This is a genomic window from Rhodopirellula bahusiensis (assembly GCF_002727185.1).
Classification (GTDB): domain Bacteria; phylum Planctomycetota; class Planctomycetia; order Pirellulales; family Pirellulaceae; genus Rhodopirellula; species Rhodopirellula bahusiensis.
In genome coordinates this window covers 26364-50954 of record NZ_NIZW01000036.1, presented here as the reverse complement: position 1 = coordinate 50954, position 24591 = coordinate 26364, and the positions used below count along the sequence as shown (strand labels likewise).

The window sequence follows — 24591 nt, the reverse complement described above, 5'->3', positions numbered from 1 at the left end:
AATGGTGCCACACTCCCGACCACACCACCCGCATAAGCGATGCGTCCCCCATCCCCATGAGATTTCAATGAGACACTTTTGCATTATCGGCATCGCCTTCGCTTTCTTGGCTGGTTCGGCGGTTGGTCAGGTCAACGCTCAACCGAAGCAACCCAATGTGTTGATGGTGGCGGTTGATGACCTCAATCATTGGTTGACGTTCATGGGGCGGAATCCTCAAGCTCAAACGCCTAACTTTGATCGCTTGGCTAAGATGGGTTTGGCGTTCACCAACGCCTACTGCGCGGTACCCGCTTGTGAACCATCTCGATGCGCGTTGATGGGTGGGCGTCGACCTTGGACCACCGGATGCTACAAGAACGGTGACCAGTGGAAGAAGTACCAACCGGCCGGTGATGGGTTGTCGGCTCAGTTCTTGAAAGCGGGATACAACGTCTTCGGTGCCGGCAAGATCTACCACTCGATGGACAACCATCCCTCCGAATGGACAGACTACATGTCCAAGAAGGGCTTTTCAGCCAACGGTCCGGGCGTGCAAAAGATGGATGGATTTCACAACGACAAAGTTCATCCCGACCTGAAGGACAAAGACCTGATCGATTGGCACACGACCGACTACTGCATCGAACGGATGAACGCGGATTCCGACCAACCGTTCTTCATCGCCTGTGGACTCTACAAACCGCACCTGCCATTCGTTGCACCAAGGAAATACTACGACGCCTTTCCGCTGGATTCGATTCAACTTCCGCCCCACCGCGAAAATGATTTGGATGACTTGCCACCGGCTGGTCTGCGGATGGCGGGTGCCGACAAAGACCACAAGAAGTTCTTGAAATCTGGTCGTTGGAAGGCGGCCATCCAGTCTTACTTGGCGACGTGTGCCTACACCGACATGAACCTGGGCCGGTTGCTGGACGCGTATGAAAGCAGCCCACAAAAGAACAACACGATCTTAGTTCTTTGGACCGACCACGGTTGGTCACTCGGCGAAAAGCAACACTGGCGCAAGTTCGCCTTGTGGGAAGAACCGACGAGAACGCCGATGATCTGGGTCGTGCCCGGCATGACCACGCCAGGAACACTTTGTGAACGGACCGTGGATTTGATGTCGGTCTATCCCACGCTTTGCAAATTGGCTGGGGTGCCGGTTCCTGAGCACGTGGAAGGTCACGAGATCACTTCGTTGCTCGAGGACGCAGATGCCGAGTGGAACATCCCCGCGATCACGACTCACGGTTACGAGAACCACGCCGTTCGTAGCGAACAGTATCGCTACATCCGGTACGCGAACGGCGATGAGGAGTTGTACGACAGCCGCAACGATCCGTATGAGTACGACAACTTGGCCGGCAAGCCGGAGTTGCAAATCGTCAAAGATGAGCTGGCAAAATGGTTGCCGAAAGATGCGGTGAAGCCTAAGCGATAACGGAACCGGCGTTCGTTCGGATGAAGTCGGTGGCTTGGCTGGGAAATCCTTGAGCAGCTTTCGCCTTTTGGAGGTCGTGCAGTTTTTAGATGCTGTATTGCCGGGCGTTTGTCATCACCCTCCCTCTGGGAGGGTCGAGCGAAGCGAGGGGAGGGCTGAGCATTGGATCCAGCGCGTAACCCTCCCCGGCCCGAAGCGGGCCGACCCTCCCAAAGGGAGGGTGAAATAAAACTGCACGACCTCTTTGCTCGAGGGGGGGCGACGGACTTGGAAGTCCATCGTACGGGGGTGGGTTCACGATGGGGACCATCGTGCTACAGGTTGTTGGATTTTGGGGGAAAGCACGAAAAAACCCAGTTGGGAGTTCCAACTGGGTTTCGTTTTTTTAATTGAGGCGACGTTGTATCAACCGTCGGTCTTTTCGGCTTTCTTTTTGAAGCCCTTGCTGAACGCTTTGTCGCTGAAGACCAATTCAGCTTGCTTCTTTTCCTCGGTGCCTTCGACCTTGCCCTTGCAATTGTTGCAGCAGAAAGCGACTTTCGCACCATCGACTGTGATCAACGTTTCGGGGTTCAGTTTGCCGCCAGTCAGTGGGCACGCTTTCTGTTCGTACTGTTTGGTTTGAACCAGTTGGCGGTTGGCCTGAGTCGCGAACTTCTCAGGTGCCTTGGTGAATTTGCCTTCGCAGCCGTTGCAGCAGAAGAACACCTTGCCTTCTTTGTATTCGGCTGACTTGCTCGCTTGAGCATCGCGTGGAGCGACGACGCACTTCACGTCTTTCAAGTCCACGGTTTTTTCCACGGCGTCCGCGGCAACCACGGTGGTGGTGGCGACCAACAGGACCGCCAGGGCTGAGATCCAACGTTTAGCCATCGTTTGACTCTTTCCAATGAAAGGAAGGGACCGCCGCAAAAAAGTGCAAAGCGGTGAATTGACGCAGTTTGACAGCGTTCAAGCTAATTCGTGGAGGGCTACGATGTCAAATCCGGATCACTCGGATTCCCCTTTGGATTTCGCATTTAGACGGGCTCGCGCTGCCTCCCAGGGACTCAGCGCAGCCGCGGGAGATGCTTCCGGCTGTGGAGCCTCCTCCGGTGATTCAGGTTCGGGCTCAGGCGTTTCGGCAACCGGCTCTGGTTCCGCAACCGGCTCTGGTTCTGCGACAGACTCGGGCTCCGAAATGGGCTCAGGATCGGCAACCACAGCTTCGACGACCGGCGATTCTGGCTCCGGTTCCACCGGGATTGGCTCGGCCGCAACGGGCTCTGGCTCGCTTTTGACCGGCTCCTCCACAGCTTCCGGCAGCGCAGCTTCCGCGGCTGGTTCGGCATTGGTTTCGCCCGCAGCTGAAGACTCAGCTTCGACTGTTTCTGGGACAGCGGCTTCGGATTCCGCCCCAGGCCACACTGATTCGGACGAGTCGTCTTCGCCCGCTTCGGACGCTAAACGCTCTAGTTTTGCTTGTTTTTTCGCCAACCGCCGCGCCACGTGCTGAGCCGCCAAGTCCTCCATCGAGAAGACCGTTTCAGGTTGTTCTCGCCCGGTTTGCTTCAGATACAGTTCCGCGATGAATTCTTTCAGCGGTTTTTTCCAGGGCTGGTCTTTGATATTTGCGTAACTGGGAAATCGCCGCGGCTCCAAACCCAATTCGCGGGCCATTTGGACTTCGGCGTGAGTCAGGTTGTATTGTTTTCGGATCGCGATCCAAGGCAGGAATTTGTGTGGGATTCTGGCTTTTTTGTTCTTCGCCATGTGGCTTTCGTGAAATTGTGGGGAGGATCTCGGGGTGCGTCTTCGCTGGTTCGGTCTTGACGTTTTAGTGTGACGCCTCGTATTGAAGCAGAAGTGTTTGAACGCGTCAGTGCGTCGACACCGTCGAAAATGGACTTTCGACTATCCCGCATTTATTTCACGGATGAGTCTCGCCATGACTGCTAGCAACCCCGGCGTCCCTCTATTGGATGTCAATCGCGATAACGCCCCGCACCGCGACGAATTCCTCGAAGCACTCACCGAAGTGCTCGACAGCGGCCGTTTTCTGTTTGGTCCCGACGTGACCGAATTGGAAAATGAAGTCGCCGCCTACACCCAAACGCCCAACGCCGTCGGTTGTGCCTCCGGAAGTGACGCATTGTTGCTGGCGTTGATGGCATTGGAAATCAAACCGGGCGACGAAGTCATCGTGCCGAGCTTCACGTTCTTCGCCTCCGTCAGCTGCATCACCCGGTTGGGTGCGACGCCAGTTTTCGCGGACATTCTGCCTGACACCTACAACATAGACCCTGAATCGATCGCGACGCTGATCACCGAGAAAACTGCCGCGATTATTCCGGTTCACTTGTTCGGTCAGTGCGCCCAAATCGATCGAATCTGCGAAATCGCTGCTGAACACGACATTCCTGTCGTCGAAGATGCTGCCCAAGCCATCGGTGCCGCTTACAAAGACCGCCCGGCTGGCAGCTGGGGAACAGCCGGTTGCTTTAGCTTCTATCCCACCAAGAACCTCGGTGGCATGGGCGACGGCGGAATCTTGACCGCGACCGACGCTGGCTTTGCCGATCGTTTGCGATTGTTCGCGGGACACGGAATGCGTCCGCGTTACTACCACCAAGTCGTCGGGATCAACAGCCGCTTGGACACGTTCCAGGCCGCCATTCTTCGCGTCAAACTGCGTCACCTCGATGCCGCCGTGGAAGCTCGCACAATCAATGCCAATCGATACACCCGACTGCTGACCGAAGCTGGTTTGGTGGGCGACGATCAACTGGGCACGCCATACCACGACGCCGACGCTCGTCATGTTTGGAATCAATACACGCTGCGAGTTCACGGTGGTCGCCGCGACGCATTGCGAGCCCACTTGGCCGAACGCAAGGTTGGATCGGAGATCTACTATCCGGTTCCGATGCACAAACAAGAATGCTTCGCAGACGTTCCCTTCCGTGACAACGGTTTGGAACACACCGAGACAGCCAGTGCGGAAGTGCTGAACCTGCCGATCTTCCCTTCGCTCACTGAAGCCGAACAGATCCAAGTTGTCGAATCGGTGGCTTCGTTCTTCCAACAAGCCAACCGCGTCGCGGCTTGATCCACTTCAAAATTTCGAACGGGCGAGTCTCCAAGGTCAACCGACTTTCGGGCACTCGCCCGCTCTGCATGATACACGGCTTTCTGAATCCCTTCTCTCGACTTTCTGATTCAGCCATGACTGTGACTCACACTCAGTCGAACACTTCGCTTCCACAACGAACGATCCAGTGGTTCCCCACTGGGTTGGCTTTGATCGTGTTCACGTTGTCGATGCCGACACTCGCCAAGGCGGACGAGTCCGACCTCGCTGCGGCGACGGGTCAGCTTCTGCAACAAACGCATGGTGCCCAATGGGACGATGCGATCGCGACGGCACGCACGATCGCCGCCAACGACAGCTCTTCCATTCGATCCATCGCAGCGTTGGTTCAATTGGCTCGCCGTTTGGACACGAGCGGCAACCAAACTGAAAACGCAGCCGATGTGCATGACATGGCGGCCTATGCGGTGATGCGATTGAGGGACAACGATCCTGATTCGCTGAACGCTGAGCAAACTGCCAATCTACTGCTCAGTGCCGCCAATGGATTGACACGATCGGGCCGGCACACGGACGCACATCGCTGGTTAAACGAAGTCAAACAGCTCGGAATAACTAGCCCCGAGTGGGCAGCCACTTGCATGACCGTTGCATCGGGATTGCTCGATGGCGGCCACCTCGAACTCGCGCAGTCGACCTACCAGATGGTGATCGCAAACGGCGACAGTCCTCAACTTGCGACCGCGAGATTGGGACTGGCTTGGTGCACCGCGATGTCCGGCAAGGACGATCAAGCCGCTCTGACTGCGATCGATCAATTCCTACAGCATCACTCGGATCACGCCGACGTTCCATCCGCGTTGTTGATGCGGATGTCATGCCAGTTTCGAACGGGACAATCGGATTCGGCCGACCAAACGCTTCAACAATTGCTGGAACAACACTCCGCTTCCGGTGCGTGTTTGCAAGCGATCGTGTCACATTGCGGCAACCATCCTTTGGAACCCTGCGATGGACCGCTGGCTGATCATTTGATTCAGCATGCCAAGAAGCTGACCGCCTCGCCACAGTTCACATCGACGTTGAAGCCATCTGCCATCGGTTTGTTGGTTTCCGCCCAACGAGGCGACGCGGGTGCTGAATCGATCTACGCAAATGCCATCGCCACCCGAGACAAAACCGGCGACACGACCGCGGCGATCCTGGAACAACTCACACGAAACGATCTCGACGCCGACGCACAACGAATCGCTCTGCGATGGATCTCACCCGTTGCCGCGGTTGATTCCAAGTCGGGCGAGGACACCGAAGCGATCATCACCGCGGGTGTTCGTGAATCGGCATGTCGCTGGGCAGGCCGAACGTCGAACTGGTCCATTTTGGCCATGGCAGCCAAAGACGAAGAAGCATTCTTCGACGGAAGCGACCAAACCGCTGAACGGCGTGGACGCAACCTGCATGTCGAACGCTTGTTCGCGGAAGCTTTGCTGCAAACGGGTGATGCCAACTCATCGCTCAAGTGGTGGCAACGCATCGTTGACGAAGGTGGCGCGGACGACTTCCCCACGTTGCTTCGTCTTGCCGAGACCGCTTCGTCATCCGGGTCGATCACGGAAGCTGCTCAGCGAATTGCCGCGGCACGTGCTGCGATCTCGACCACATCGCCTCAATCGGCATTGGTGAACTTGCTTGCCGCCGACGTCGAAATTCGCCAATTGAACTTTGATCGCGGACGGTCGCTGCTCGAGAGCGTTGTGCGACTCGGGTCGGCTGACGAAGACGCTCGAGGTCGAGCCCAATGGATGATCGGCGAAACCTACTACATGCAAGAACGATTCGGCGAAGCGATTGACGCCTACCGATTGGTCGAAGGCATCAGCGGCGAAGGCCAATGGACCGCCGCGGCATTGGTGCAAGCCGGCAAATCGTTTGAACAATTGGGGCGGACACGCGAAGCCGCCGTCTGCTATTCCACCTTGGTGCGTCGCTTTGCGAACAGCCAACATGCGACCGGAGCCCGCCGCCGATTGGCCGCGTTGTCACCGGACGCCTCCTCTGAATCCCCACTTCGACGATGAATTCACATCGAAACGAGACTCGTCCCAACGCCAACCGCTTGCGTCCAACGCTCGCGGTCGCGTCGCGATTTTTACCGGTCGTCGTGCTGACGGTCGGGTTGTCGATTTGGTCGAACTGGCACGCCTCCGCCATCGCTCAGAACTTCGGCAACCAAGGCTACAGCCAACCGCGTGCGAACAACGGCTTTGGCAACACCTACAACGATCCCTACAGCTCGGGCAACAATCAAAATTCCTTTGGTGGTGGTCAATACGGAGCCTCCGAACCTGTCGCCCAGATCGCGACTCGCAACACTGCCGGCAACGCCGGTGGAATGTCGATCCCGGAAGCCCCCGCGACCGATCAACTCGCGGGCGAAGGCGAAGCCACCGAAGCATCGGAAGCCTCTTGGGAACCGCCGGCATTCGTCACCAAGATTGCCGAAGGCGGAATGTTGATGATCCCGTTGGCGGTTTGCTCGTTGATCGTCTTGGGACTTTCGATGGAACGCATGATCGCGCTGCGTCGCAGTCGTGTGATCCCGAAACCGTTTGTCCGTCGATTCACCGAATGTGTCGAAGACGGCCAACTCAGCTACGAAGAAGCCACCTCGATCTGCGACGAATTTGATTGCCCGGTCGCGGAAGTCTTCCACGCCGCGGTTCGTCGCTGGGGCCGGCCGATGCTGGAAATCGAACAAGCCGTGATTGACGCGGGCGACCGTGTCGGTGATTCATTGCGACGATTCCTACGCGTCTTTCACGCGATCAGCAACGTGACACCGCTGATTGGATTGTTGGGCACCGTTCTGGGAATGATCCAAGCCTTTGAAACGATCGCTGATCCCAGCGCCGGCGAAAGCGACCTGCTCGCATCGGGAATCAGCACCGCTCTGATGACAACGGCCGGCGGACTCAGCGTCGCAATTCCGGCTTACCTGGCATACATGTACTTCGGTGCCAAATCAGACGGGTACCTCGGCGAGATCGACAAACTCTGCCAACGGGTGATCGATTGCATCTCCGCCGAAGGACTGGAAAACGCTGGCACAGCCAAGGCTCCTCGTAAACGACGGGCAGCCTGATGAAACGCAATCGCGGAACCGAAGACGCGACGATCAACTTGACGCCCATGATCGATGTGGTGTTCCTGCTGGTGATCTTTTTCATGGTCAGCAGCAAGATGGATTCCAGCGACAGCGGCGTGCAAGTCAATGTGGCTTCGGCCGACATGCAATCGATGGCCCGAACGCCCGATCAACGCATCGTCGAAGTTCGCAACGACGGATCGCTGTTGTTGGACGGCACACCGATGTCGTCCGAACAACTGACTAAAACACTCAAACAACAACGTTCGGTGTATCCCGGACTGCAAGTCTCCGTGCGTGGCGACAGCGACAGTTCGCTTCATCATGTCGTGAAAGTCATGCGCCAAATCGAACTCGCCGGTGTGCAAAAGATGGGCGTCAGCGAACGACGCTAACCCTTTTTCTTTCCGCTTATGACCACCGTTTCCAAACCGCCGATGATCCCGGTAGCAGGCGTCGCCGACGCACCGCCGATCGCTTCGTGGGACAACTTGGAAACTCTCTGGGCCGACCCCAACATCGTTCGCGGTGTCGCCTTTGTCGCGGTGACATTTTTGGTCATCACGATCGTTTTGTTTCGCCGTCGCAAAGCCAGCGGTCGCGGTGCAGCGATTGTGTGCTTGATCTTGTCGGTCGGTTTGCACGGCGTGTTGATTCTGTACGTGCCCAAGCTGTCCGTGTTCTGGTCCGGTGGCGGCCCAGTGTCCGATTCAGCCGCCGATGCCGGTGCAGCTGACATCGCGGTCTCGATGTTTGATCCGGAGATGCTAGAAACCCTGCAAGATTCCGCCGACGCGCCCGCGGAACCGTCGCCGCTAGCAGCACTTAAGCTGCCCGAACCGTTGATCCCCGAACGCGAAATGGAATCGGAAACGGCCGAGCAACTGGCGTCGGACGATACGACGCCCGAGCCGGAATCTGACCCAACGCCTCCGCCCGCGGAGATCCCATTGCCATCGATGCCAGCCGTGCTAGCTTCCTCCGCGATGCCGACACAGCCCGCTCTAACTGAGACGAACGATACCGAAGCCGTCGCGACGGACGCTCTCGATTCCAGCATCGACGATTGGTTGCAAACCGCGTTGACGGAACCCATCGCCGAGTCCGATCCGGAAACCATCGAACAATCTTCGCCGGAGATGACAACGCCGCCATCGAACGTTGGCCAATCAAATACAGTTCGCTCGACCGATGAAGCCGCGATCGCAAAAATCGCCTCGGTTCGTTCAGCAGCATCGCTTCCCAAGGAACCATCCGCAGGAACGATCGACGAGGACTTCGCATCACGAGCCGGAGCGGCCAAAGCACAGGCCTTGATTCAAAACGGCGGCGACGCGGACACAGAAGCCGCTGTCGAAGCAGCACTCCGATACCTGGCATCGCAACAACGCAGCGATGGAGCCTGGGATCCCAAAACCACCGGCGCGGGTCAAGAACGAGCTCCCTTGGGTCTGCATCGTGGTGGCGCCGGTCGCAATGCTGAAACCGCAATCACGGGGCTGGCGTTGCTATCGATGCTCGGTTCCGGACACACGCACCAAGAAGGCGAACACCGCGACACCGTTTACCGCGGTCTCGCGTTCCTGCTGTCGCGGCAACGAACCGACGGATCCCTCGCCAGCAACGCGTCAGTCTACGCGGCGCACTACAGCCACGCGATGGCGGGATTGGCTCTCGCCGAAACCGCCGCGATGACCTCCGACCCATCCGCGATGGAGGCCACCAAACGAGCGATCGCCTACACCCGTTCGATGCAACATCCCGTCACCGGCGGCTGGCGTTACAACCGTGGCGACACCGGTGACCTCAGCCAACTGGGATGGCAAGCCTTGCTGATCGACTCGGCCGATCGATCCGACGCGGTGCCCAAGAATCGACGCATGTCTGACGGAATCGCTCGCTTCCTAGATTCAGTCCGGCGAGGCCGTTCAGGCGGACAAGCTTGCTATCGTCCCGGTGAACCGACATCACCGACCATGACCGCCGAAGCGCTCGCGACACGATTGTTGATCGGTCAGAAGTTGCCCGACGCAACCATCCGCGAAGCCGAATCGGTATTGCTGGCCAACTTGCCCGGCCAAGGCAACGGGCCCGACAATTATTACTACTGGTACTACGCCACGATGGCCCTTCATCAGCTGCAGGACGACGCCTGGGATACCTGGAACGCGGCACTGAAACAACGGCTGCTCTCGACGCAGCAACCCGATGGTTCGTGGTCGGATCAATCGCTGTGGGGCGGCTATGGCGGGACGGTTTACACCACTTCGATGGCCACGCTGTGCTTGGAAAGCTACTACCGTCACTCAAGACGTCCTGAATAGCGACGACGTCGCGAGTGACATGCTCGACCAGTTTTCAATCCGCCGGTTCACTCCACCAAGTAGACATCCTGAGCCGCCGGAAATAGACTCTTCGGCGAAATTCGCGTCGTGCCCAATGTCACCACGCGAGCGGTCCCGGCCGCGATCTTCAAGTCGTATTCGGCGGTCGCACCCACCAATTGCACGTGGCCCCACTTAGCATAGATCGGTCGCCGCCAAATTGCACGACAACAAATTCGAGTCGCTCACCGATGCCGTTGGAATGACGGCCTGCTTCAACGCATACAAGACAGCGAAGTGTTCTGGTTGGATTTGATTGAGAACCAAGAAGACGAGACGTTCACCGGCGAACGGATCCACGGTGGTCTCACTTCCAGGCTCAAGTTCCACCAAACGTTCGGGTGGACAATCCAATCCGAGTTCACGAATTCTCTTGCGAAGAGAATTCGCCTTCTCGTTGCTCTCGTGAAGGATCCAGGTTTCCATGTTGTCACTATTCATCCAAGACGCGCTGAAGTCCCTTCAAACGCATCACTCGTGGGTAGGCGTAGTTGTCTTCAATTCCTTTTCGTGGGCTAACAACCCTAGAACCTTCCACCCTCAGATGTCGTGATTTGCGGCTCACTTTGACCATAGGGAAACCCCCTGGTAGATTCCCCTATGCGAATGAGCGGAGTCATTGAAAGCGTTTAGCGGGCGATTAGTCCCCGCTGCCTGACGTGCCGATCATGCGTCGTCTATCTCGATGCCATGCGACGACAAAACTTCTGCGGTTGCACGCGGAGTTCATCTGTCTCGCGCACATTACCCCGACTTCGCCGCACTCGGTGGCATGCGTTCAACGGAGATCGGCGGTCGCGTAGAAGACTTGGACGAGAGAGTCGATTGCACTTCGCAGCATGGCGCCTTTTCATCTGCCGATCTCAGCGCACATCACGCTCACCAGTTAGAGGCAACGATTGCCCGCAAGCAATTCCATCGCAAGACCAGAGGGAACGTAACACCCCCTGGTCAACGTCGTGATTTGCGGTGAATACATGCGAAACAACGCAGTCCAAGAATTTGTCGCTTCAATCGGAACCACCTCTCACATGCGAAATTTGAAGCACTTCAAGCGGTGTTTTTTCAATCAAGAATTAGTTTTTCCTCGCTTCTCCCCCGAGTGGTGACGATAGACCCAACGCTGCATCGTCGCTCTCAACGGACAACTCCGTTTTGAGCAACGTTTTCAAGTGACTGCCCCCACTGAAACAGCAAAGGCGTATTCAATCACTTCGGTGCGATTCCTTTGGTTCGCACTTCCATCGATGAGGGGCACTCACGTGAACGAATCCACGGTATTTCTGATTGAGGAATCATTTGCAGACGGAGAATCCGTTTCGCGATTCTTGCAGTCGTATGATTTGAGGGTCGAGCGTTTCGATCACCCGAGCCAATTCTATGAATCACACGATCCGGGAACTCCCGGGTGTCTCGTTCTGGACCTGAATGTCTCGTTGGTCGCCGGAATCACGCTCGCGGAACAAATTTCGCAACAGGGCTACTGCCCTCCCTACATCATCTTGGGCGGCGAGCCTCGGACTTGCGACCTTGCTCGCGCAATGCGGAGCGGTGCTCGGGACTTCTTCGAGAAACCGCTCGATGTTTCGTTGTTTGTCGAACGTGTGCGAGAGGCGATTGCACACGACGAACAGCAGCGACGACAGTGGGAAGCGGACCAAAGCGTCCAGAAACGCATCAATTCGCTGAGCCCACGCGAACGCCAGATTCTGACATTGGTGATGGACGGGAAGTTGTCGAAACAGATCGCTTCCAAACTCGACATTTCCATCAAAACGGTGGAGGCTCACCGTGCAAACATCTTGCGAAAGATGCACGTCGATTCGTTCATCCAAGTCGTTTGCCTGATCGCCAACAAACGGGAACTGCTGGATACGCAGGTTCGCTCAGTCGCGTAGCGACCATCCCACGCCAAACCAGGATCCATTCGTCGCGAGCGGACGCGAGCGAATGAGGATCTACACACCGGTACCACGGCTTTCCGTGCAAGTACTGCCCTTACACGGGATCATCTCTTTCTGGCAATCTTCCTTTGCCCCGCCCAAAACCCAATCGAATGACTGATTGATGCGAGTGGCGATTTCTTCTCGATTGCACGACTGGTTGGACGTTTTTGACGCGGGTGCTTCAATGGTGACGGCACGATTGTGAATTGCGGTGTCTCCCGCCGTGACAATGCCTTGCCTGACCACGATGATGCCCCGAGCGATTCCACTGGCAACAACGCGAAAAACCGTCTGTTTTCTCGGCCAATCCAGCTCCCGCCTTTCGATTCACCTTGTTTGACACGCATGGACTCATCCCAATTTGCTGACGCGGTTTCTCCGGATGACCAGTCGATTTTGCGAGCCCTGACTCGGATCGGGCAAAGCATTGGGCTGCCGATTGATCTGGCCGACGTGCTGTCCAACGAATCCATGCCCGAAGACGAAGACCCGTTGTGGGTGCTGCAAACGAGCGCGATGCAGGGTGGTATCGTGCTGGACGAAACGCGTTTGGATTCCGGTGCCGAGGCATTTGGCTTTCTCGCCGAGGGCAACCCGATCTTGCTGGCCTACAGCGACGGTTCGCTGAGAGTCCTCGAAAAAGCCAATTGGCGATCCGTCGAGATGTTCTCGACCAACGACCAAGTCAACTCGAAGGTGATCAGCCGCTACAAACTCGGCCAACTTTTCGCGACGTCACCTGCTCCACGGATGTTCATCGCTCGGAAAGAGTTCGAATGCGATTCGATCTCGGCCACCTCGCATGGTCACGGAGGCCATCACGAGCATCCCACGCCGATGCGTCGTTTCATCACGCTGCTGAATTTGGACCGCCGCGACATTTGGATGGTAGTCCTGTTTGCACTCGTCGCCGGGGTGCTGAGTTTGGCGACACCGCTCGCGGTCGAGTCGTTGGTCAACGTGGTTAGCTGGGGCACTCAGCTTCAGCCGCTGATCATCTTGGGGCTGATGCTGTTGACGTGTCTCACCATCGCCGGCGTGCTGAACGTATTGCAAACCGTCGTCGTCGAAATAATCCAGCGTCGGCAATTCGTCCGAATCGCCAGCGACCTCGCCCATCGATTTCCCCGAGCCAACCAAGAACACCTTCGCGGCGAGTGCCCGCGAGAACTCGCCAACCGTTTCTTTGACATCATGACGATCCAAAAAGCGACCGCGGTGCTGTTGCTCGATGGTGTCTCGATCGTCCTGACGACTGTCTTGGGGATGATCGTCTTGGCGTTCTACCATCCGTTCCTACTTGGGTTCGACATCGTGTTGGTCATCGCGATGGTTTCGATCATTTGGTTGCTCGGACGCAATGGCATCCGCTCGTCGATCGAAGAGTCCATTGCCAAGTACCGCGTCGCGCATTGGTTGCAGGACGTCATCGCCCAACCCTCCGTGTTCAAATCCAGCGGCGGCGAAGCTCTGGCCATCCAGCGAACCGACCGACTGACAGCGGATTACATTGCCGCGCGTCAAAGACAATTTCGTGTTGTCATCCGCCAGGTCAGTTTCGCGATCGCCGTGCAAACGCTCGCTTCAACCGCGGTCCTCGCACTCGGTGGTTGGTTGGTCATTGGCGGAGCGTTGACGCTGGGTCAGTTGGTCGCCAGCGAACTGATTGTGACCGTCGTCGTTGGGGCGTTCGCCAAAGGCGGCAAGTCGCTCGAGAAGTTTTATGACTTGATGGCTGCCATCGACAAAGTCGGTCACTTGGTCGACGTCCCCGCCGATCAAAAGATTGAAATTGGCCCCACCGAAGATGGCCCGGCCGAAGTGACTTGGTCCGCACTGACGTTTCGGGGCACGGCATGGTCATCCAAGATCCCCGCCGCGACCATTCAACCCGGCGAACGAGTCGCGATCACCGGCGATGACATCAGCGGCCGATCCTGCCTGGCTCGTTCGATCGCGGGATTGATGGACGTCCCCGAAGGTCTGATTCAAATCGCGGGCATCGAAGCCGCCCAGGCCGCCACGTCCGGAATGGGCAAATTGGTCAGCTACGCCGGTCCGCGTGACGTCTTCCACGGAACCGTTCGCGAAAACATTGACTTGGGTCGTCGCGGCATCGGGCAACACCGAGTCCGTGAAGTGACCGGGCAAGTCGGGCTGACTGCGACGATCGAGCAACTCTCTAACGGGCTGCAAACGTCACTGCAAACCGGTGGCTACCCGCTCTCGCAGGAACAAGTCATGCGGCTACTGATCGCGCGAGCGTTGGCCATTCGACCCAAATTGCTGGTCATCGATGGTTTGCTGGACGAACTGGATGCTTCCGTCCGAAATTCGCTGTGGCCACACATCGCACCGTCGAACCCCAGTTGGACATTGCTCGTCTTTACCAATCGAAAAGACATCGCCGAACACTGCGATCACACCTTGTACATCCGCCGCCCGTGACACTGATCGAATCCGCCACCATCGCGTTTCGAACCCATCGGAACCGCCCCGCACGAATTCCCCGACATCAACTGCCTTCCCGACATCAACTGCTAGCGGCCGGGCGCAAGCCCTCCAGTTCCACCGCACCGGACGCCCCGTGTTGCTCGGCTCAAACACAATGTGACTGCCAGACGACTCCGACGACGTTTTGAATCGCTAAACCATTCACCCCGCGCCAACTCATGATTCACGGCCTTCATTCATCCGACGACTTCGCATCGATGCAACTCGTCCGCACCGGGAATTGGATCCGGTTCGTCGGCAAAGTCACCTTTGTCGGCTTGGTGCTGTCGATCATTGCGATGCTGTTCGTCCCATGGCAACAAACCGCGAGAGGCGTCGGAACGGTGGTTGCGATCGATCCTCAAGAACGCCCGCAACCCGTCCGCAGCCCCTCCAAAGGCGTCGTGGATTTTGTGAAGGCGGGTCTGCGAGAAGGCAGCTACGTCGAACAAGACGAACTGCTGCTGCGATTGTCCCCGTTCGCGGTTGATGGCGTCTCGCAAATCGACACGCAAATCATCGCGATGGAATCCAAGGAAGCCGCGGCACTGTCTGGTCTGGAAGTCGCCAAGCAAGCCGTTTTGTTGCAAGAGAACGGCGGAAAGAGTTTGACTGAATCATTGAAACAAGACCTCGAGGCCTCCAAACAAAAATGGGAGCAGGCCAAAAACGAAGTGACATCCATGGAGGCGGAACTGCAAGACAAACGCAATCAATTGCGAATCGCGGAGGACGTCGCCGACAAAGGCTTGGTCTCTCGCGAGGAATTGTTCAGCAAACGACAAGCGGTTGAGTCGCAGAACGCCAAGGTGCAAAAGGCTCAAAACGCGGTTCACGAATTGTCGGCCTCGCTGATTTCGAAGGAAGAAGAGATCGAAGCGAAACTGCAAGACATTGCGATCAAGAACCGAGACGCCGAACAAAAGGTTCTCGACGCGATGCAGAAGATCAACACAATCGAAAAAGAGATCCTGGATCTGCGGAACAAACGTGGCGAACTCGACCGATTGGAAATTCGTGCCCCACGTTCGGGCCGCATCCAACAATGGTTCGGTGTCGAAGGCAGCGACACGATCAAGGAAGGTGACCAGCTATTTGTGATCGTTCCCGACACCGATGAATTGGCGGTCGAGATGAAAGTCAGCGGCAACGACATGCCTTTGGTCCAGGAAGGGGCCCAAGTTCGCTTGCAATTCGAAGGCTGGCCCGCGGTTCAGTTTGTCGGGTGGCCCTCCGTCGCCGTTGGCACCTTTGGCGGCAAAGTCAACCGAGTCTTCCCGACCGACGATGGAAGAGGATATTTTCGCGTGCTGGTGACCCCGGATAATCATTTTGATCGGGAGAATGGTTGGCCAGATGACCGATATCTCCGACAGGGTGTCCGCGCAAATGGCTGGGTGCTCTTGAACCGTGTTCCACTGGGCCGAGAGATATGGCGTCAATTGAATGGATTCCCGCCGGTGGTTGCCGACCAGGAACCCGAGAAGTCAAACGACAAAGCGTCAAAGGTCAAATTGCCCAAAGCGTAAAGTCAGCCTGCGCCGCAAACTCCACGGTTTCCCACCCCAACCGTCTCGGAAGTCGCGCCGCGCACCGCAGCGTGATGAAGGTCCTGGCTTCGCTCGCCTTGCTCACCTCATCGTTCGCGACGCCCCACTTCGCCCGCGCCGACGATCCGACCGCCGACGCGATGATCGAATCCGACTCGCTGTCGTTCAAGCAATTCCTCACGGTTGCGCAAGACGGTGTCGCTGAATCAGCAACACAGCCATCCGCACAGCCCGCTTCGGAACAAACGATGGAACCGTTGGCATTGGATGCCGACGCGGAATCCGGCGTCGCTGCTGAAGCAACCAACGAAGACGCACTCGTCTTGGCCGATGTCATCGCCAGCGTCTATCGGTCGTACCCTGAAATTCTTCAAGCTCGCCAGCAATCTGGATTGACGAATGGCGAACTGCTTTCCGCACACGGTGCCTACGACGTCAAATTCAATGCGTACTCTTTGGCCGAACCCACGGGCTACTACGAAAATTATCGCAACGGTTTGAAACTCGCTCGGCAAACTTGGTGGGGCGGCTATGTCGAAGCTGGCTACCGAATCGGACGCGGTTTCTACCAACCTTGGTACAAGGAACGGCAAACTGATGACGCGGGCGAATTCAAAGCCTCGATCATTCAGCCGCTGCTGCAAGGTCGCGCGATCGATCCGCAACGTGTCGCTGTCTTCCAAGCCTCGTTGGCACGCCAAGCGGTTGGACCGACCGTGCAGCAAGCTTTGTTGGAAGTCTCTCTGGATGCCACCACGAACTACTGGCAATGGGTCGCCGCCGGATCGGCTCTGCAAGCCCAACAGGAACTTCTGAAGTTGGCCGAGGAACGCGGCAAGCAATACGAAGCCGGCGTGGAAGCGGGCAAGTTCGCTGAGATTGATCTGATCCTCAATCAACAACTCATCGCCGAGCGTTCGACCAAGGTTTTGGAAACGGAACGCAAGTATCGCGAGACCGCGTTCAAGCTTGGCCTGTTCCTTCGCGACGATGCGGGTCGACCAATCGTTCCCGACGACGAATGGATCCCGCTAAGATTTCCCGCGATCCAGCCGCCACCGCCTGGTGACTTCCAATCGGATCTCGCCGCCGCCCTATCGAGACGCCCCGAACCGCAGATCCTGCAGTTTCAAATCCGAGGCATCCAACTCGATCGTCAACTCGCCTGCAACGAAATGCTCCCTCGACTGGACTTCATCGCCGAGGCGTCCCAGGACATGGGCGAACCAGCAACCAAGTCCGACGACAAAGGCGAATTCGAATTGCTGATCGGCTTCACCAGCGAAGTCCCGATCCAACGTCGCAAGGCTCGCGGAAAAGTTCAATCGACCACGGCCAAGATCGCACAAACGAACCAGAAACTTCGATTGGTTCGCGACAAGATCGGCGTCGAACTGCAAACCGCCTACAACGCGTTGACGCTGTCCGGCCAAATCGTTGAGCAAGCCGAAGCGTCCCTGCGAGCCAGTATCGACACGCTGGATCGATACCGATTCGCGTTTGAACGGGGCAAGATTGACCTGATCTATTTGAATCTGTTGGAAACGAAAGCCAACGAGACCGAAATCAAACTGATCGAGGCCCAGCAGAACTGGTTTGCCGCGCTCGCTCAGATGCAAATCGCACTTGGCTTGGATCCTCTCGAACAAGCCATGACGGTGTCCGAACTACCTCCCAGCGATTTGCCCACGTCGCTGGACCTGCATGACATCGAAGACGCTCAGTCCAAGGCTCGACTCAAGGATTGGGATCTGCACGAGTCGAACGCTCGTCAAAACGCCGAATGATCTTGATTGCGGTTCCCACCAGCGACCCCGGGTGTAAAACTGTTGGGCAAAGACGCATCTCAAGGGAAGATCATGTTGACTGAATTAGTATATTGCAGCGTGGCGACCCGCATCATGACGATGGAAGATCTCGATGGTCTTTTGAAATTGTCGCGGGAGAAGAATGCCCGACTGAACGTGACTGGCATCCTGCTACACAGCGCCCGAACACGAGAATTCATGCAACTTCTCGAAGGCGAAAAAAAAGACGTCGAAGACCTGATGCGCGTCATCGAGATGGATGAACGACACACATGTGTTGATGTGATGTACCAGGATGAAATCAAAACTAGAAGTTTTGAAGACTGGTCCATGGCGTTCCGTCCGTTGGACGAAATGGACTCAAAGCTGCTGGAAGGCTACACCACGTTCAACGCCGAGTCCTTGCCGCCCGCTCTGCTGAATGGCAGGACCAGCCGAGCTCGATCGATGATGACCACGCTCAGCAAAGATCTCTGAGACCGACGGTGTGGACCGCGTGAACCTCGGATGACTTGGTCGAACGCGTCGTTCATAGAGCTCAAACTATCAGCCGATGTGCCTTCGCACCGGTTTCTGCGAGCAACTGCGCCGTGCTGCCATCAGCGAATCGGTGCTGTTTGCTAGTGTGTTTTGCCCCGCACTCGGATGGGTGGACACAACCAAAACCCTTTGATATTTTGATAACCATGGAAATAAAAGAAGCCGTCGTGGCACTTTCCGCACTCGCTCAGGAATCTCGTTTGGCTGTCTTTCGCTTGCTCGTCAAAGCGGGCGACGATGGGTACGCGGCGGGCGAAATCGCCAAGAAATTGGACATCTCCTCGGCCACGTTGTCGTTTCACCTCAAAGAGCTCGCTCACGCGGGCTTGGTGAATTCGCGAAAAGACGGCCGTTCGATCATTTACTCGCTGAACTCGCAGGGCATCAACTGCCTGATGGGTTTCTTGATCGAGGATTGTTGCCAGGGCCGTCCGGAACTGTGCATCACGACGGAGTGCTGTGACAAACCACCGCCGGCCAAACAGCCACCCAAGTCCTCCAAGAAATAACGAAAGCAAATCGAATGACGATTCGTGTTGGTATCAATGGTTTTGGCCGCATGGGCCGACTCGGGATGCGTGCCGCGTGGGACTTCCCCGAATTCGAAATCGTCCACATCAATGAACTCAAAGGAGACGCGGAAACGTGTGCTCACTTGCTCGAGTTCGACTCCGTTCACGGACGCTGGCATCACGACATCGACTCGGATGCCAAGACAATCACGGTTGACGGCAAGTCCATCTCGGTCAGCTCCGAAGCCAGCCCAGATCAGGTGCCTTGGAAAGAACTCGGCGTCGACATCGTCGTCGAATCCTCTGGCAAGTTCCGCACGCCCGAGACACTGAATCCTTACTTCGAACATGGTGTCCGCAAAGTCGTCGTGGCGGCACCAGTCAAAGACGGGGCACTCAATGTCGTGATGGGATGCAACGATCATCTCTATGATCCGCAAACGAACCACATCGTCACGGCCGCTTCGTGCACAACAAACTGTTTGGCACCGGTCGTCAAAGTCATTCACGAAAACATCGGCATCCAGCACGGCGTGATCACAACGCTGCACGACGTTACCAACACGCAAGTCGTGGTCGACGCCCCGCACAAAGACCTCCGGCGGGCACGCTCTTGCCTGAACTCGTTGATCCCAACCACGACGGGATCCGCGAAAGCGATCACGATGATCTACCCGGAACTGCAAGGCAAACTGAATGGGCTCGCCGTGCGAATTCCGCTGCTCAATGCGTCGCTGACGGACTGCGTGTTTGAGGTCAAAAAGAAAACCAGCGTTGAAGAAGTCAACGAACTACTGAAGTCCGCCGCCGCGAGCTCCTTGAAAGGCATCCTCGGTTTTGAAGAGAAACCGCTCGTCTCAGCCGACTACGTCAACGACATCCGCTCGGGAATCGTCGACGGGCCATCGACCATGGTGGTCAACGACACGCAAGTCAAAATTCTCGCTTGGTATGACAACGAGGTGGGCTACGCGAACCGCATGATGGAATTGGTCAAAAAGGTTGCCACCACACTTCCTACCGCCTAAAGGGCTGTCAATTTCACTAGCCGTTTGGGCGTTAGCCCCGGTTCCACCACACCAGAACCGGGTCAGAGGAGCCAATGATCGAGTCGTCAATGACGTCTCAACGCATGTAGGACGGGCACTCTTGCCCGCCAGAGTTGTGAATGTCGGCCAAGATTGGCCAACCTACAACACAATCAACAAGCTACTGATTCGAGTTGGCGTGTCCAACGCATTTTTCGTGATCTGTCACCACCTTTCATCGCATCCAGAATGAGTTCGATGGACGTTCGCAATTACTCTCTCGTGACCGCCGCGTACTGGGGATTCACGCTCAGCGACGGTGCGCTCCGCATGCTCGTGCTGCTGTACTTTCACCAGCTCGGATACACGCCCGTCAGTCTCGCGTTCCTGTTTTTGCTGTACGAATTCTGCGGCATTCTCACGAACCTGTTCGGTGGCTGGATCGGTTCCCGCATGGGGCTTCGCATCACCCTGTACGCGGGACTGGCGATTCAGGTGATTGCACTGATCATGCTTTCCTTTGTCCAACCCACTTGGGCGACGGGGTTCTCGGTCGCCTACGTGATGGCCAGCCAGGCGTTGTCGGGAATCGCCAAGGACCTCACCAAAATGAGTTCCAAGAGCGCCGTCAAACTGTTGGTCAAAGGCGACAACGAAGCGGAAAACCAAACCGCACTTTTCAAATGGGTCGCGGTCCTGACCGGATCCAAGAACGCACTCAAAGGCCTGGGCTTCCTGCTTGGTGGAGTCTTGCTGAGCGGACTGGGATTCACTGCGTCGTTGTGGGCGATGGCCACGGTGTTGGCCATCATTCTGATCTGCGCCGTCTTCATGTTGGACGCTGACATGGGGCGAACCAAAGCGAAAACCAAATTCACTCAGCTTTTCGCGAAGAGCCGCGAAGTGAACGTGCTGTCGATCGCCCGGTTCTTCCTGTTCAGTTCCCGCGATGTCTGGTTCGTCGTCGGACTGCCGATCTTTCTCGCATCGCAACTGAACTGGGGATTCGCCGGCGTGGGTGCGTTCTTGGCGGCATGGGTGATCGGCTATGGGTTCGTCCAAGCGCTCGCACCTCGGCTGATTCGCAAGAGCGGCGGCGTCGAAACCAAAGCAAGAGCGGCACAAATCTGGGGATTCGCTCTGGCGGTTGTCTCCGCGGCGATGGCTGCCGCCATTCAAGTCGACTTCCATCCAACAGCCACCATCCTGATCGGACTGGCGATGTTCGGAGTCGTCTTCGCGGTCAACTCGTCAATCCATTCCTACCTGATTCTCGCCTACACCGATGCCGATCAAGTCGCTTTGAACGTCGGCTTCTATTACATGGCCAACGCCTGCGGACGACTGGTTGGGACACTGCTGTCGGGCGTCGTGTATTTGTACGCGGGACTGCCCGGCTGTCTGTGGACATCCACCGCGTTGGTCGTCGCCGCCCTCGTTTCCACGTTGTGGCTGCCAACCCAATTGGTCGAGCACGCGACAACCGGTGAAGCCAACGAAGAAGCCACGATCAACATCGCCAACGTCTGAGCGACGGAATTACCGGCTGTCCATCTATTAGCAGTCTTGGCGTTAGCCATGGTTCCACGACGGCTGAAACATCCGGGCTCCCTCGCCCCGCTTCGGGTGTGCAGTTTTCAGGTGCTGTATTGCCAGGCATTTGTCATCACCCTCCCCTTGGGAGGGTCGAGGGGAGGGCTCAGCATTGGATCCAGCGCGTAACCCTCCCCGGACCGAAGCGGTCCGACCCTCCCGAAGGGAGGGTGAAGTAAAACTACACGACCTCCGCGGTGGTGAGGGAAGACGTTTTGTTTTGCCGGCGCTACCCGAGAAATTCCATCACCAATGAACCGGGGCTAATGCCCAAACGGCTAACATGAAGAACTGAAAGTCGCCCCAATTCAACATCCCCTGACTACTCCGGTGCCGCGACCGAAAGCTGTTGCAATGCGGCGATGATGTCGTCGGGCTCGGCCCTCGTTCGGTAGTCGACGTTCACGTATTGCCAGACCACCACGCCATCATTCGACAGGACAAAGGTCGCTGGAATCGGCAGCACACTTCCGTTGCCGTTGTTGATTTTTGTCAGCTCAAGACCTCGGTCTTTGACCATGTGATCTAGCAACACGTCCGGGACTTGCCAGGCCACGCCATATTGCTCGGCAACACGAGCGTCTTGATCCGAAAGGACAACGAATTCGAGTTCGTCTCGTTCGGTTTGCGACAACGATTCATCCGGCACCTGCGGGCTGATGGCGACCAACTCCGCACCAAGGTTCTGAATCTCTGGCAGACGTTGCTGCATCGCTCGGAGCTGCAGATTGCAATACGGGCACCAACTGCCACGATAGAACGTCACCACGACTGGCCCGCGTTCCAGCAGGCTGGCGAGCGACACCGTTTCACCTTTCGCGTTGGGCAATTCGAACTCTGGGGCATCTTCGCCGACGGCCGTTGCTTTGCCACCTTCCTGAAACTCCTTCGCCTTCGCCAAGAGCTCATCGACCGACTGCATGAATTCTGGTTTCGCTTGCCGAGTCTTCTCGATCTGTGCCTCGGTTTGCTGTTTGAGACTGGTCATCAGATATCCTTCGTTTGCGATGGGTGATTGTCGATGCCTCTGTCCCATCAACATCGTCGTGGACGAGGCAACGAGTCTTGTCAAAAGCCCGAACGGGATTGATCGTCTGCCGCATTGATCCGTGCATCGTTCGGTAGCGTTGGATCGGCCGTTGCTTAGAAATGAACGAACAGCAGGTCACACCCGCCAATCTTGGCTTTGACGCAGCACCAGAGCGGGCCACATTCCAATCGCGGCTGAGCAGGAATGATTTGGTCAAATCTCGTTGATTGCCTTGGCACTCACCCCAGTTGTGCGAGGGAACCGTGGCTAGCGGGCTGTTGATTTAGTTGTAGACCAAATGACAACAATTAGCCGATGGGCGTTAGCTCCGGTTGGCATCTGGTTAACCGCCGCTAACGCGGTACGGCTCATTCAATCAACAGGCTGCTAGGCCAAGCCGGCTAATGAGCTGAAACTTCTGCCTACCCGTTTTGGTCAACGACGGCCATTGCGAGTGTTCTCTTCGATCGCCAAAAGAACGGCGATGACCTCCGCGACAGCCCAAAGCAAAACGCCGAACAACAACACGCTCACGGTGGTGACGCCCAACGGGATCAAAGTGGCGATGACGTCGCTGCCGCCGTTGGCCAATCCAAAAAGAAAGACTCCAATGCTGCTGATCAACCAAAGCGCCACGATCAATACCGCGGAGCACTTCAGTATAAAAGCACACGTCTCCAAGGCCCAAAACCTGGACTTCCCGTCTCGTGCAACGGTCGTCGGTCGCACGCGCGATTCGCCATTCATTGAAATCGCCGACTGATAGGCATTGAATGCTTCCGGCGTCGCGGGAGCGTTGGCGACTGACGATGCCAACTCCGCTTGAGCCACCGCGGGCTTCGGCGCCGGAGCCATTGGCTGGGGGACGACCGAAGCGGTCGAAGGATCGACGGGCTGGCCGGGCGACGGATCAAACCGCCGAATCCATTCCGCCGGGATGTCGTGGCCCTTTTCGCAGTTCGGGCAAATCACTCGGTTCCCGACCGCTTCACGACGGATCCGAAACCCGAATCCGCACGGGCATTTCACAGGAGCGGTCTTTTCCATGTCAGTGATTGCTTGCCGTGTTCAGCTCAATGAAGGTCGCGAAACCCAAATTCAAATGCATCGGCCACCACCACGGCGGCTCATCCCCACACAGGGTAATCCAAACGCACCACCTAGTGACCACCGAGCACCAAGTCAGCCCAAAACTATCGCAGGCCGTATCCAGGATCGAAGCGACGCGGAGACGGCAACCAATCAACGCAGCCTCCACAACCAAACCCCACGTGAAAGAGCCCCGTTCCCCTTCGTGTACTTCGTGCCTTTCGTGGTTCAATCCACCCACCCACCTACCCACCGAACGCAATTCACTTGCTCTAAGTCACACCACTGCACCAAACCTGCCTCATAAGCCGACGTCCGTTAGGCCCGGTTGCGATCCAGAAACCGACACCAACGCACTTCGGCTCACAATCTCAAACCCAACAACCTATCCGTCCCGCCACCTCCCCAAAAAACTGCTACCAATCGAACCATTCACCTCGCGTCAATGAGCGCGGTAGCCCGTATCCAGGAACAAAGCGACGCAGCAACGGCAACCACCATCATCCTCCGAGGTCGTACCGCTTGTCACGGCCGCGTTTGAGTTGATTTCGGATGACGAATCTCTCCCGACGAAAGGGTTAAATATGGATGGGTAGAAAATGGCCAGAGCTCGTGTCCACCCCCAGTCGACATGCCCCATTTTCCAACCTCAAATTCTCTAATCACCCCACCTCCGATGACTCCCTGCCTGTCCATCAGAACGGCGAGCGGCCTGGACAACGTTGTGCGGTCGCTGATGATGAAACTGGGACCAACGTGAGTTGATCGCACTGCGAGACGTTGACTTCGGCAAGTTCAGCTTCGACGACCGCAAAGCGATCTTGCGACAAGTCGGAAGGCTGATGCCAATCGAACCGTTCACCTTGAGGTGACGAGCCACCGATGCGGCACTCGAAGACAACCTAGAGCAGGCAACTTCACTGCTTCCCTTCTCGAAGACTCACGCCAATCGCTACGTTGCTGAATCCCATTGT

The 24591-nt window shown here is 56.8% G+C and carries 20 protein-coding genes; 14 read left to right on the top strand and 6 right to left on the bottom strand.

The genetic code is table 11. From position 1 onward, the window contains the following. The first annotated feature begins 67 nt into the window (after positions 1-67). Complete coding sequence (locus CEE69_RS28830) at positions 68-1429, top strand: sulfatase (protein WP_099263992.1); 1362 nt, start codon at positions 68-70, stop codon at positions 1427-1429. 405 nt (positions 1430-1834) lie between these two features. On the opposite strand, the gene CEE69_RS28825 is transcribed toward CEE69_RS28830, so the two are convergent. Both CEE69_RS28825 and CEE69_RS28820 read right to left on the bottom strand, forming a co-directional pair. Beyond that, a complete protein-coding gene (locus CEE69_RS28825) occupies positions 1835-2302 on the bottom strand; it encodes an eL24 family ribosomal protein (protein ID WP_099263991.1) in 468 nt (155 codons plus the stop codon). Between the two features lie 117 nt (positions 2303-2419). Then, complete coding sequence (locus CEE69_RS28820; protein ID WP_233215755.1) at positions 2420-3181, bottom strand: hypothetical protein; 762 nt, start codon at positions 3179-3181, stop codon at positions 2420-2422. Positions 3182-3344: 163 nt separating this feature from the next. On the opposite strand from CEE69_RS28820, the gene CEE69_RS28815 reads away from it, so the two are divergent. From CEE69_RS28815 to CEE69_RS28795, 5 genes are all read left to right on the top strand, one after another. Next, positions 3345-4517, top strand: coding sequence for a DegT/DnrJ/EryC1/StrS family aminotransferase (locus CEE69_RS28815; RefSeq protein ID WP_099263990.1), 1173 nt, complete (start codon positions 3345-3347; stop codon positions 4515-4517). Between the two features lie 116 nt (positions 4518-4633). Continuing rightward, on the top strand, positions 4634-6577 hold the full coding sequence (locus CEE69_RS28810; RefSeq protein ID WP_099263989.1) for a tetratricopeptide repeat protein: 1944 nt from the start codon (positions 4634-4636) through the stop codon (positions 6575-6577). Next, the gene (locus tag CEE69_RS28805) at positions 6574-7641 is read left to right on the top strand and encodes a MotA/TolQ/ExbB proton channel family protein (protein ID WP_099263988.1); all 1068 of its coding nucleotides are present in this window, start codon (positions 6574-6576) and stop codon (positions 7639-7641) included. Before CEE69_RS28810 ends, CEE69_RS28805 begins: the two co-directional genes overlap by 4 nt. Further along, positions 7641-8039 (top strand): ExbD/TolR family protein, encoded by a 399-nt coding sequence (locus CEE69_RS28800; protein WP_099263987.1) that lies wholly within the window; start codon positions 7641-7643, stop codon positions 8037-8039. The genes CEE69_RS28805 and CEE69_RS28800 overlap by 1 nt, the downstream gene beginning before the upstream one ends. A gap of 18 nt (positions 8040-8057) precedes the next feature. Then, positions 8058-9968: a prenyltransferase/squalene oxidase repeat-containing protein gene (locus tag CEE69_RS28795; RefSeq protein WP_099263986.1), complete on the top strand. Its 1911-nt coding sequence runs from the start codon at positions 8058-8060 to the stop codon at positions 9966-9968. Between the two features lie 47 nt (positions 9969-10015). On the opposite strand, the gene CEE69_RS32630 is transcribed toward CEE69_RS28795, so the two are convergent. Beyond that, positions 10016-10153, bottom strand: coding sequence for a hypothetical protein (locus tag CEE69_RS32630; RefSeq protein WP_158231092.1), 138 nt, complete (start codon positions 10151-10153; stop codon positions 10016-10018). 10 nt (positions 10154-10163) lie between these two features. After that, positions 10164-10469: a hypothetical protein gene (locus CEE69_RS28790; protein WP_233215753.1), complete on the bottom strand. Its 306-nt coding sequence runs from the start codon at positions 10467-10469 to the stop codon at positions 10164-10166. An 821-nt stretch (positions 10470-11290) separates the two neighbouring features. Between CEE69_RS28790 and CEE69_RS28780 the strand changes: the two genes are divergently transcribed. The 8 genes from CEE69_RS28780 (at position 11291) to arsJ (ending at position 21435) form a co-directional block, all read left to right on the top strand. Next, on the top strand, positions 11291-11926 hold the full coding sequence (locus CEE69_RS28780; RefSeq protein WP_099264005.1) for a response regulator transcription factor: 636 nt from the start codon (positions 11291-11293) through the stop codon (positions 11924-11926). Between the two features lie 393 nt (positions 11927-12319). Beyond that, the gene (locus tag CEE69_RS28775; protein WP_099264004.1) at positions 12320-14422 is read left to right on the top strand and encodes an ATP-binding cassette domain-containing protein; all 2103 of its coding nucleotides are present in this window, start codon (positions 12320-12322) and stop codon (positions 14420-14422) included. Between the two features lie 224 nt (positions 14423-14646). Beyond that, positions 14647-15996 (top strand): HlyD family secretion protein, encoded by a 1350-nt coding sequence (locus tag CEE69_RS28770; RefSeq protein WP_099263984.1) that lies wholly within the window; start codon positions 14647-14649, stop codon positions 15994-15996. Positions 15997-16070: 74 nt separating this feature from the next. Continuing rightward, positions 16071-17804, top strand: a complete 1734-nt coding sequence (locus CEE69_RS28765) for a TolC family protein (RefSeq protein WP_099263983.1) — start codon at positions 16071-16073, stop codon at positions 17802-17804. Between the two features lie 72 nt (positions 17805-17876). Further along, positions 17877-18302, top strand: a complete 426-nt coding sequence (locus CEE69_RS28760; protein ID WP_099264003.1) for a BLUF domain-containing protein — start codon at positions 17877-17879, stop codon at positions 18300-18302. 209 nt (positions 18303-18511) lie between these two features. Next, positions 18512-18874 (top strand): ArsR/SmtB family transcription factor, encoded by a 363-nt coding sequence (locus CEE69_RS28755; RefSeq protein WP_099263982.1) that lies wholly within the window; start codon positions 18512-18514, stop codon positions 18872-18874. A gap of 14 nt (positions 18875-18888) precedes the next feature. Continuing rightward, positions 18889-19905: an ArsJ-associated glyceraldehyde-3-phosphate dehydrogenase gene (locus tag CEE69_RS28750; protein ID WP_099263981.1), complete on the top strand. Its 1017-nt coding sequence runs from the start codon at positions 18889-18891 to the stop codon at positions 19903-19905. A gap of 249 nt (positions 19906-20154) precedes the next feature. Continuing rightward, positions 20155-21435 (top strand): organoarsenical effux MFS transporter ArsJ, encoded by a 1281-nt coding sequence (gene arsJ, locus CEE69_RS28745; protein ID WP_099264002.1) that lies wholly within the window; start codon positions 20155-20157, stop codon positions 21433-21435. A 385-nt stretch (positions 21436-21820) separates the two neighbouring features. On the opposite strand, the gene CEE69_RS28740 is transcribed toward arsJ, so the two are convergent. Both CEE69_RS28740 and CEE69_RS28730 read right to left on the bottom strand, forming a co-directional pair. Then, on the bottom strand, positions 21821-22486 hold the full coding sequence (locus CEE69_RS28740) for a peroxiredoxin-like family protein (RefSeq protein ID WP_099264001.1): 666 nt from the start codon (positions 22484-22486) through the stop codon (positions 21821-21823). 477 nt (positions 22487-22963) lie between these two features. Then, positions 22964-23575 carry a hypothetical protein gene (locus CEE69_RS28730; RefSeq protein WP_099263979.1) on the bottom strand — a complete coding sequence of 204 codons (612 nt, stop codon included), beginning with the start codon at positions 23573-23575 and terminating at the stop codon, positions 22964-22966. Positions 23576-24591 lie beyond the last annotated feature (1016 nt).